At 42.8% G+C, this 11,352-nt stretch carries 7 protein-coding genes, 2 tRNA genes and 1 rRNA gene; all 10 read right to left on the bottom strand.

The window, feature by feature from the left end:
* Positions 1 to 33 precede the first annotated feature (33 nt).
* A tRNA-Ala gene (locus tag GKC25_RS00050) sits at positions 34 to 109 on the bottom strand.
* A 14-nt stretch (positions 110 to 123) separates the two neighbouring features.
* Positions 124 to 200, bottom strand: a tRNA-Ile gene (locus GKC25_RS00045).
* Between the two features lie 95 nt (positions 201 to 295).
* Positions 296 to 1,844 (bottom strand): 16S ribosomal RNA (locus tag GKC25_RS00040).
* A 365-nt stretch (positions 1,845 to 2,209) separates the two neighbouring features.
* A complete protein-coding gene (gyrA, locus tag GKC25_RS00035) occupies positions 2,210 to 4,714 on the bottom strand; it encodes a DNA gyrase subunit A (protein WP_034660673.1) in 2,505 nt (834 codons plus the stop codon).
* Between the two features lie 232 nt (positions 4,715 to 4,946).
* A complete protein-coding gene (gene gyrB / locus GKC25_RS00030; RefSeq protein WP_034660746.1) occupies positions 4,947 to 6,863 on the bottom strand; it encodes a DNA topoisomerase (ATP-hydrolyzing) subunit B in 1,917 nt (638 codons plus the stop codon).
* A gap of 57 nt (positions 6,864 to 6,920) precedes the next feature.
* Complete coding sequence (gene remB, locus GKC25_RS00025; RefSeq protein WP_008360920.1) at positions 6,921 to 7,166, bottom strand: extracellular matrix regulator RemB; 246 nt, start codon at positions 7,164 to 7,166, stop codon at positions 6,921 to 6,923.
* A 17-nt stretch (positions 7,167 to 7,183) separates the two neighbouring features.
* Positions 7,184 to 8,296, bottom strand: coding sequence for a DNA replication/repair protein RecF (gene recF, locus GKC25_RS00020; protein WP_034660671.1), 1,113 nt, complete (start codon positions 8,294 to 8,296; stop codon positions 7,184 to 7,186).
* A gap of 16 nt (positions 8,297 to 8,312) precedes the next feature.
* The gene (gene yaaA / locus GKC25_RS00015) at positions 8,313 to 8,528 is read right to left on the bottom strand and encodes a S4 domain-containing protein YaaA (protein WP_003215257.1); all 216 of its coding nucleotides are present in this window, start codon (positions 8,526 to 8,528) and stop codon (positions 8,313 to 8,315) included.
* A gap of 150 nt (positions 8,529 to 8,678) precedes the next feature.
* On the bottom strand, positions 8,679 to 9,815 hold the full coding sequence (dnaN, locus tag GKC25_RS00010; protein WP_034660670.1) for a DNA polymerase III subunit beta: 1,137 nt from the start codon (positions 9,813 to 9,815) through the stop codon (positions 8,679 to 8,681).
* A 196-nt stretch (positions 9,816 to 10,011) separates the two neighbouring features.
* Entirely contained in the window at positions 10,012 to 11,352 is a 1,341-nt protein-coding gene (gene dnaA / locus GKC25_RS00005) for a chromosomal replication initiator protein DnaA (RefSeq protein WP_034660669.1), read from the bottom strand.

The raw sequence follows: 11,352 nt of genomic DNA, 5'->3' as shown, positions 1-11,352 counted from the left end.
TACTTATTGTTATCTAGTTTTCAAAGAACACGTTGGTGGAGCCTAGCGGGATCGAACCGCTGACCTCCTGCGTGCAAGGCAGGCGCTCTCCCAGCTGAGCTAAGGCCCCGATTTAATAGAAGATGGTGGGCCTGAGTGGACTCGAACCACCGACCTCACGCTTATCAGGCGTGCGCTCTAACCAGCTGAGCTACAGGCCCATCTTTCATATCGAAGATATGATATTGTAGGATCTTTTGCAAGTTCCTTCAAAACTAAACAAGACGAAAACGCACACTGCTCCATATATCCTTAGAAAGGAGGTGATCCAGCCGCACCTTCCGATACGGCTACCTTGTTACGACTTCACCCCAATCATCTGCCCCACCTTCGGCGGCTGGCTCCATAAAGGTTACCTCACCGACTTCGGGTGTTGCAAACTCTCGTGGTGTGACGGGCGGTGTGTACAAGGCCCGGGAACGTATTCACCGCGGCATGCTGATCCGCGATTACTAGCGATTCCAGCTTCACGCAGTCGAGTTGCAGACTGCGATCCGAACTGAGAACAGATTTATGGGATTGGCTAAACCTTGCGGTCTCGCAGCCCTTTGTTCTGTCCATTGTAGCACGTGTGTAGCCCAGGTCATAAGGGGCATGATGATTTGACGTCATCCCCACCTTCCTCCGGTTTGTCACCGGCAGTCACCTTAGAGTGCCCAACTAAATGCTGGCAACTAAGATCAAGGGTTGCGCTCGTTGCGGGACTTAACCCAACATCTCACGACACGAGCTGACGACAACCATGCACCACCTGTCACTCTGTCCCCGAAGGGAAAGCCCTATCTCTAGGGTTGTCAGAGGATGTCAAGACCTGGTAAGGTTCTTCGCGTTGCTTCGAATTAAACCACATGCTCCACCGCTTGTGCGGGCCCCCGTCAATTCCTTTGAGTTTCAGTCTTGCGACCGTACTCCCCAGGCGGAGTGCTTAATGCGTTAGCTGCAGCACTAAGGGGCGGAAACCCCCTAACACTTAGCACTCATCGTTTACGGCGTGGACTACCAGGGTATCTAATCCTGTTCGCTCCCCACGCTTTCGCTCCTCAGCGTCAGTTACAGACCAGAGAGTCGCCTTCGCCACTGGTGTTCCTCCACATCTCTACGCATTTCACCGCTACACGTGGAATTCCACTCTCCTCTTCTGCACTCAAGTTTCCCAGTTTCCAATGACCCTCCCCGGTTGAGCCGGGGGCTTTCACATCAGACTTAAGAAACCGCCTGCGAGCCCTTTACGCCCAATAATTCCGGACAACGCTTGCCACCTACGTATTACCGCGGCTGCTGGCACGTAGTTAGCCGTGGCTTTCTGGTTAGGTACCGTCAAGGTGCGAGCAGTTACTCTCGCACTTGTTCTTCCCTAACAACAGAGCTTTACGATCCGAAAACCTTCATCACTCACGCGGCGTTGCTCCGTCAGACTTTCGTCCATTGCGGAAGATTCCCTACTGCTGCCTCCCGTAGGAGTCTGGGCCGTGTCTCAGTCCCAGTGTGGCCGATCACCCTCTCAGGTCGGCTACGCATCGTCGCCTTGGTGAGCCATTACCCCACCAACTAGCTAATGCGCCGCGGGTCCATCTGTAAGTGACAGCCGAAACCGTCTTTCATCCTTGAACCATGCGGTTCAAGGAACTATCCGGTATTAGCTCCGGTTTCCCGGAGTTATCCCAGTCTTACAGGCAGGTTACCCACGTGTTACTCACCCGTCCGCCGCTAACATCCGGGAGCAAGCTCCCTTCTGTCCGCTCGACTTGCATGTATTAGGCACGCCGCCAGCGTTCGTCCTGAGCCAGGATCAAACTCTCCGAAAAAGTACAAAACCGAAGTTTTGTTTTTCGCCAGTTTGACTGACTACCTATGATATTTCATAGGATTTTTTTATAAAAACTCGAATTAACAGGTACGTTTTGTCTTGTTTAGTTTTCAAAGAACTTGTGTGCCACTCTCTTAAAGCGACCACTTAAATATATCATGTATCTCTATCAACAGTCAACATTTTTCTTAAAAAACATTTCGTTTTTTTAAAGAAGTTTTTACTGAGAATGAGATAAAAAATAGAGCCTCTTTTTGCTCCTTTGAAAGATTAACACATATCTATGAAAAAAGCATTATAAATTTCAAAAAAAATGATGTTTTTTCAAAAAAAAATAAAGCCGGTGAAGAACCGGCTTCATTTTTACTCAGATTGCTCTTGATCTGACTCTATATTTTCTACGTTCTCTTCACTAATCTCTTCATCGTCTTCTTGTGATTGTTCAACTAATGCCACTGTAGCGACATGTTCCTCATCACCGAGGCGGATTAGGCGGACACCTTGAGTGACTCGACCTGTTGTCGAAATGTCAGAAACGGCCATACGAATGATTACACCGCTTCCTGTAATAATCATCAAGTCTTCTTCGGCTTCAGCATTAGTTGCCTTCACTGCGACAAGCGGACCGTTGTTGTCAGTGATTTTGCACGTTTTAAGACCTTTACCGCCACGACTTTGCACACGGTATTCTTTTTCAGGGGTTAGTTTACCATATCCTTTTTCAGTTACAATCAATACGTTTGCATCTGGTTCAAGGATTTCCATACCCACGACAATGTCATCTTCGGAAAGTGTGATACCTTTCACTCCAGCTGCCGTACGTCCCATTTCACGAACATCTGTCTCGTCAAAACGGATCAGCATCCCCTTTTTCGTTCCAATGATGATTTGTTTTTCTCCATTGGTTAAACGAACAGCCATCAGTTCATCTTCGTCACGAAGGCTGAGTGCAATAAGACCGTTGTTTCGAATGTTAGCAAACTGAGACAATGTCGTCCGTTTTGATACACCGTGTCTTGTTGTAAAGAAGAGATACGAATTTTCATCAAATTCGCTTACTGGAATAATGGCGTTAATCCATTCTCCCTTTTCTACTTCAAGAAGGTTAATGATCGGAATCCCTTTCGCTGTCCGTCCGAATTCAGGAATCTCATACCCTTTCGCACGATAAACCTTCCCTTTATTAGAGAAGAAAAGAATCGTATCGTGGGTCGAGGTTGAAATCAACTGTTCAACGAAATCATCTTCGTTGGTTCCCATTCCTTGGACACCTTTACCGCCTCTTTTTTGACTGCGGTATGTTGATGCAGGGAGACGCTTGATATAACCATTATGCGTCAGCGTAATCACGATGTTCTCAACAGGAATCAAATCTTCGTCTTCAATTGTTTCAATACCCGCTGTCACAATTTCAGTCCGGCGCGTATCATTAAAGCGTTCTTTAATTTCTGTTAATTCTTCTCTAATGATTTCAAGTACTTTCTCATTGTCTGCTAAAATGGCTTTTAATTCAGCAATCAAATCAACAAGTCCTTTATATTCATCTTCTATCTTTTCTCGTTCTAGGCCAGTCAAACGCTGAAGTCGCATATCAAGAATGGCCTGTGCCTGTTTTTCAGACAAGCTATAGTTTTCCATCAAACCATTTCTCGCAATTTCCGCAGTTTGAGAGCCTCTAATTAAAGCAATGACTTCATCTAAGTGATCAAGTGCAATTCTGAGGCCTTCTAAAATGTGTGCTCTTGCTTCTGCTTTACGCAGCTCATACGCCGTTCTTCTGCGAATGATCACTTTTTGATGCTCTAGATAATACTCAAGACATTGTTTGAGGGACAAGACTTTCGGCTGTCCATCAACAAGTGCTAATAAGTTGATACCAAATGACGTTTGAAGTGTCGTTTGTTTATAAAGATTGTTTAATAGAACATGGACGTTTGCGTCTCTTCGCAGTTCAATGACAATACGCATACCATTACGATCTGATTCATCACGCAAATCTGTAATGCCATCAATCTTTTTATCACGCACAAGATCAGCAATTTTTTCAATCAAACGGGCTTTGTTGACTTGGTACGGGATCTCATTGATAACAATGCGCTGTTTTCCGCTAGATGTTTCCTCAATATTCGATTTTGCTCTTAATGTAATAGAGCCGCGCCCTGTTTCATACGCCTTTCGAATACCACTTCGGCCAATGATTTGACCTGCTGTTGGGAAATCTGGCCCTGGGATGATATCCATAAGCTCCTGTGTTGTCATTTCCGGGTTTTGACTGATGGCCAATACCCCATCAATCACTTCACCTAATTGGTGCGGCGGAATATTGGTCGCCATTCCTACAGCAATTCCTGTCGCTCCGTTGACCAATAAGTTCGGGAATCTTGCAGGCATCACCATTGGCTCTCTTTCACTGCCGTCATAGTTATCTTGATAATCAATGGTATCCTTTGTGATATCACGGAGGATTTCCATAGAAATCTTCGATAGACGCGCCTCGGTATAACGCATCGCCGCTGCTCCGTCTCCATCGACTGAACCAAAGTTTCCATGACCATCAACTAACATATAACGATAGTTGAAGTCTTGCGCCATACGAACCATTGCTTCGTATACAGCGCTGTCACCGTGAGGGTGATACTTACCGATAACTTCCCCAACGATACGTGCAGATTTCTTAAATGGTTTATCACTTGTCATACCTAGGTCATTCATCGCATACAAAATTCTTCGATGCACGGGCTTTAATCCGTCTCGCACATCTGGTAATGCACGCGACACAATCACACTCATTGCATAATCTAAAAAGGACGTACGCATTTCTTGACTAATATTCACTTCGCGTACATTTGGTGTATGTTGTTCACTCACTATAAGAACCTCCCTTTACGTATCACATGAAATAAATTATGTGGGAGTAAAATATGTATTTATCTTCACAAGACTATTCTCCATTATATCAATAATCTCGTCTTTATACACATTTATTTACTAGAAAATCAACGAAAACACGGAAAAACAGGACATTGGTTATACGCCCCTATTTCTTGAAAAACAACCTTATTCCAAACAAGAAATAAGGTTGTTCTCAGTAGGGATCTATCTAAATATCGAGGTTTTTCACGTATTGCGCGTTTTCTTCGATAAAGTTTCTTCTCGGCTCTACTTTATCTCCCATGAGCATTTCAAATGTCTCATCAGCATCGATCGCATCCTCAAGTGTGACTTGAAGAAGTGTTCTCGCATCAGGGTCCATTGTTGTTTCCCAAAGCTGAGTGGCATTCATCTCTCCAAGACCTTTATAACGCTGAAGTCCAGGTTTTGGTGTTTGAGGAAGTGTTTTTAACAGCTCATCTAGCTGTTTGTCGTTATACACGTACTCAACACGTTTTCCTTGCTGCACTTTATATAAAGGCGGCTGTGCAATATACACATAACCGTTTTCAATAATTTCACGCATGTAGCGATAGAAGAATGTTAAAAGCAGCGTTCGAATGTGCGCTCCATCCACATCGGCATCCGTCATGATCACAACTTTGTGATAGCGAGCTTTCTCTAAAGTGAAGTCTTCTCCGATTCCAGTTCCTAATGCTGTAATCATTGAACGAACCTCGTTGTTCGATAGAATTTTATCTAGTCGCGCTTTTTCAACGTTTAGGATCTTCCCTCTTAACGGTAAGATCGCTTGGAAGTGACGATCACGGCCTTGCTTAGCAGATCCGCCCGCAGAATCTCCCTCTACGATATAGAGTTCAGAGATGGAAGGGTCTTTAGAAGAACAGTCCGCCAGTTTCCCCGGTAAGCTGGAGACTTCCAGTGCACTTTTACGTCTTGTCAGCTCACGTGCCTTTTTGGCAGCCATTCTTGCACGAGCTGCCATCACGCCTTTCTCCACAATTTTCTTTGCAGCATCAGGATTCTCTAAGAGGAATTTCTCAAGTGCTTCGGAGAAAAGGGAGTCGGTAATGGTTCTTGCTTCTGAGTTCCCAAGCTTTGTCTTCGTTTGTCCTTCGAATTGAGGATCTGGATGTTTGATGGAGATAATGGCTGTTAAGCCTTCTCGCACATCTTCACCGCTCAAATTCGAGTCTCCATCTTTGAATACGCCATTCTTACGAGCATAATCATTGATAACACGCGTCAAACCTGTTTTAAAGCCTGCTTCGTGCGTTCCGCCTTCATACGTGTTGATATTGTTGGCGAAGGAATAGATGTTGCTTGTATAGGAATCGTTATATTGTAACGCCACTTCAATCGTGATTCCGTCTTTTTCACCTTCGATGTAAACGGGTTCTTCATGAACGACTTCTTTTGAGCGATTTAAATGTTCTACATAGCTCTTAATACCGCCTTCATAGCAGTATTCATTTCGTCGTTCTTTACCTTCACGTAAATCTTCAATAATGATGTTTACACCTTTTGTTAAGAAAGCTAACTCACGTACACGGTTGGCAAGTGTGTCGTAATCAAATTCAATGGTTTCAGTAAAAATTTCTGGATCTGGCACAAAATGAGTGGTTGTCCCTGTAACATCTGTTTCACCAATGATCTCTAAATCTCCAGCTGGAACACCGCGTTTGAATTGTTGATAATGAATTTTCCCGTCACGATATACGGTCACGTCTAAGGTCGTAGATAACGCATTAACAACAGATGCCCCTACGCCATGCAGACCGCCAGATACTTTATAACCGCTGCCGTCAAATTTACCGCCAGCGTGAAGAACAGTCATAATGACCTCTACAGCAGGACGTCCCATTTTCTCATGAATCCCAACCGGAATCCCGCGGCCATTATCTTTCACTGTAATGCTATTATCCTTTTCAATTTGCACCGTAATATCTGTGCAATATCCAGCTAAAGCCTCATCAATACTGTTGTCGACAATTTCCCATACAAGATGGTGAAGTCCTTTTGCACTGGTTGACCCGATGTACATTCCTGGACGTTTTCTAACAGCTTCTAGTCCTTCGAGCACCTGTATCTGATTTTCATCATAACTATTATGTTGCTGTTCCATTGCCACGTACATTCACCTACACTTTTCTTAAACGATATATTTATATGAATTGAGCTTTTAGACTTCAATTTCAATCACAAATGAAGCACGTTTTTTGAGCGTGCTTGAGGAAAGAGGAGAGTAATAAACAGATTCAGTTGTGACGACGATGGATTTGGGTGTTCCTTGTGATAACGAAATGATTTGTTCTTCTTGTTTTTGGAGAAACTCTTCTACAACAGAAGACGACCTCATTTTGTAATCAACAATTGCGACAATCTCTCGTGTAGAAACAACACAATCATCACCTAAATGAATATACAAGACTCACACCTCATTTATCAGTCAATTACTTTTCCACTGGCTACTCTGAAAATTTCCGCTTCTTTCAAGGTGGCGTGATCGATGCCTTCAACACTTGTTGTGGTGACGAAGGTCTGTACACGTCCCTGAATGGTATGGAGCAAATGAGACTGTCTGTAATCATCAAGTTCAGATAAAACATCATCGAGTAGAAGAATGGGATATTCTCCGATTTCTTCATGTATCAGGTCGATTTCTGCCAGCTTTAGTGAAAGAGCTGTTGTTCTTTGCTGCCCTTGAGAGCCATATGTCTGAACATCCCGACCATTCACAAAGAAAAGAAGGTCATCTCTGTGAGGTCCCCACAGTGTCACTCCTCGGTCTATTTCTCTGTCTCTTAGTTTCTGAAACGATTCTTCATAGCTATTCTTTATTTTCGACAAGTCTGACGCTTCTGATACCTCTATCGCCGTCTGGTATTGGAGCGTGAGTGTTTCTAGCTCTCTAGAAATGCCAAAATGCAGCGGCTGCGCCCATTTCTCGAGCTGTTTCGTAAAAGTCAGTCGTCTTTTGACCACTTTCACTGCCGCATCAATCAACTGCTCTGTTAAAACCTCCAGCATCGCTTGATCCGTTTGCTTTCTTGTCTGCAATTGTTTCAAGTAATGATTCCGCTGAGAGAGGATTTTTTGATAGAGCGATAAATCATGCAAGTAGACAGCCGAAACTTGTCCAATCTCCATATCGAGGAATCTTCTGCGGATTTGCGGGCTGCCCTTCACAAGACTTAAGTCCTCTGGTGCAAACATGATGGTGTTTAACGCACCAACATAATGACTGAGCTTCTGTTGTTCAATGTGATTGACCTTGCCCTTTTTCCCTTTTTTTGAGATCACGAGCTGCATTGGGAGTGGACCATTTTTTTTGATGACTCTACCTTCTATTTTAGCATAGTCTTGGTCCCATCGGATAAGTTCTTTATCATTTGACGTACGATGCGACTTTGCCATCGACAATACATAGATCGCTTCCATCAAGTTCGTTTTACCTTGGGCATTCTCACCGATCATGACATTCACCTTGTTGTCGAATTGAAGCTCAGTGTGTTCATAGTTTCTGTATGAAGTTAACGCCAGACTTTGAATGTACATGTATTGTCACCCGTTTCTAATTCACAACTTGAAATGTGCCATAACCTTCTATCTCGACAACATCTCCTGGGTATAGTTTGCGTCCCCGTCTATTATCTGGCTCTTGATTAATGAACACCTCATGTTCACTTAAAAACCATTTCGCCATTCCGCCAGATTGGATGACTTCGGCTAATTTCAAAAACTGCCCTAAAGTAATCATTTCTTTCTCAATGGTTATAAGATTAGGCATTATATCGACCTCTTTCAATATCACTAATATCTAATTGTACTAAAAAACAAGACAAGAAGGAAAGGGGGAAAGCGAACTAGGATGAAAGAAAGCATGGTAAACGAGAAGAAAAGCTGCTGTGCACTCACACAGCAGCTATTTTAGATTGGATTAATATGTTCTGACTGGGAGAATCAACTGCAAGATTGAATCATCATTTGGCGTGCGCAACAGGAACGGTCTCATGGCACCAGTGAAGCTTACATGAATTTCTGTTCCCTCTAATACTTTTAACGCATCCAGCATATATTTTGGACTGAAGGAGATTTTGAGGTCCTCCCCTTTAATGTCATCCGCTTGAACCGTTTCGACTACTTTACCGATTTCAGGTGAATTAGAAGAAATCTCAAGGCTTTGTTCAGGATCAGCTGACAGCTTTACGACATTATTGCGTCCTTCTCTTGCCAAAAGTGATGCACGATCAATAGCTTGAAGGAATTCCTTCGTGTTGACCACGACATCCGTTTTACTTTCTTGCGGGATCAGGCGAGCTGTATCTGGATAATTACCATCCAGCAATCTTGAGAAGAACAACACGTTTTGTGCTTTAAAGAGAACTTGCGTTTCTGTAATCACGATGCTCACAAGATCTTGTCCGTCATCAAGGATTCTACTTAGCTCTGTTAAACTCTTCCCTGGAATTACGACATTGTATGAGCTTTCCTCGTCAATATCCAACTTCGCTTTTCTTAAAGCAAGACGGTGGCTATCCGTCGCTGTGCATATTAATTCACCTTTCTCTACCTTCCAGTTTACACCTGTCAAGATAGGTCGTGTTTCTGAGGTGGACACTGCAAAAACGGTTTGACGAATTAAGTTTTTAAGCAAATCTGTCGGGACTTGAAATGCATGATGCTCTTCAATTTGCGGCAGATGCGGATATTCCTCAGCATCTAAGCCGTTTAAGTTAAATTCCGCTGAACCAGAACGGATGATCGTGAGGTGATTTTGTTCTACTTCAATTTCGACAGTAGCCATTGGCAGTTTCTTCACAATTTCACTAAAGAAGCGGGCCTGAAGCACAATACTCCCTGGACGGTCAATCGTGATTACTTCTAAATCTCCATCTCTTTGAGGAATAAAGGATTCAATTGAGATATCAGAGTCGCTTCCTGTTAGAGAAACCCCCTCATCAGATGCAACAATTTTAATCCCTGTCAAAATAGGTATCGTTGTTCTAGAGGATACGGCCTTTAATACATCTTGGACACTTTCGACAAGACGATCTTTTTGAATCGTGAATTTCATAGTGGTCCTCCTAAATTTTCTTAATGACATGTATATATATTTTATTAATAAAAATCGTAGAAGTAATAGTAGGGCTTGTGAATATGTGGATAAGTCGGTAAAAAGAAAGGAAAGACAGCCTATCCACATGTGGACAGACTGTGTATGACTATGCTCTAGTTATTCACATTTTCCCGTACTTATTATATCAGCTTGGTTATTTTAATTGTTCTTTGATTTCTTTCACATGCTGCTGAAGCTGTTCATCCTCAACCATTAATTTCGAAATCTTCTCATGAGCATGAATGACAGTCGTATGATCACGACCTCCAAATTCTTCTCCTATTTTAGGCAGAGAGGAATCGGTCATTTCTCTAGAGAGATACATGGCAATTTGTCTTGGATAAGCAACTGACTTCGTACGTTTCTTCGCTTTGAAATCCTCTAAGCGTATATTAAATTGCTGCCCTACAATTCTTTGAATATCTTTAATTGTAATGACTCTTGGCTTCGATGAAGGAATGATGTCCTTTAGGGCCTCAGCTGCTAGATCCGCATTGATGTCTTTATTAATTAAAGAAGAGTAAGCAACGACACGAATCAAAGCACCCTCCAGTTCACGAATGTTGCTGTCGATTTGATTGGCAATATAAAGCATGACTTCATTCGGAATGTCTAAGCCTTCTGCTTTTGCCTTTTTTCGCAAAATTGCAATACGTGTTTCTAAATCTGGCGGGGTAATGTCTGTGATTAAGCCCCATTCGAATCGAGAGCGTAATCTGTCTTCAAGTGTCGGAATTTCTTTCGGCGGCCGGTCACTAGAAATGACGATTTGCTTACTTTCTTCGTGAAGTGTGTTGAATGTATGGAAAAACTCTTCTTGTGTTTGTTCTTTTCCTGCTAAAAATTGAATATCATCTATCAAAAGCACATCTACATTCCGATAGCGATTACGGAAATCGACAGCTTTGTTGTCTCGGATTGAGTTGATAAATTCATTTGTAAATTTTTCAGATGATAGATAGACCACTTTGGCTGATGGATTATGGTCGATGACATAATGACCAATCGCATGCATCAAGTGAGTCTTTCCTAAACCAACGCCCCCATAAATAAAGAGCGGGTTATATGCTTTTGCCGGTGCTTCCGCAACTGCAAGTGAAGCGGCATGCGCAAATCGGTTGCCTGAACCAATAACAAAAGTATCAAATGTATATTTTGGATTCAGCATATTTTGTGGAATATCAACGGCCTCTTCTTTAGACATTTTTTTAATTGGAGACTTTGGCATGGCTTCCACTTCATCCTGATTTTGAGGAATAATAAATTTAATGCTGAGCTCTTCACCTGTCAGTTCGTAGATGGTATCAGCAATTAAGTGGAGATATCTTGATTCCAGCCAGTCTCTAGCAAATTCATTAGGTGCCGTAATTGTAAGCGTATCGCCTTGAAGAGAATGGGCTTTTGTCGATTTCATCCATGTCTCAAAACTGGGTTTGCTCAACTTTGTCTCTATTTTTTGAAGTGCTTTATTCCACAGATCCAAAATATTTTCCAT

It is taken from the genome of Bacillus pumilus, from assembly GCF_038738535.1.
In the GTDB taxonomy this organism is placed as follows: Bacteria; Bacillota; Bacilli; order Bacillales; family Bacillaceae; genus Bacillus.
The sequence above is the reverse complement of the archived record's forward strand: the minus strand, read 5'-3'. Positions and strand labels throughout refer to the sequence as shown.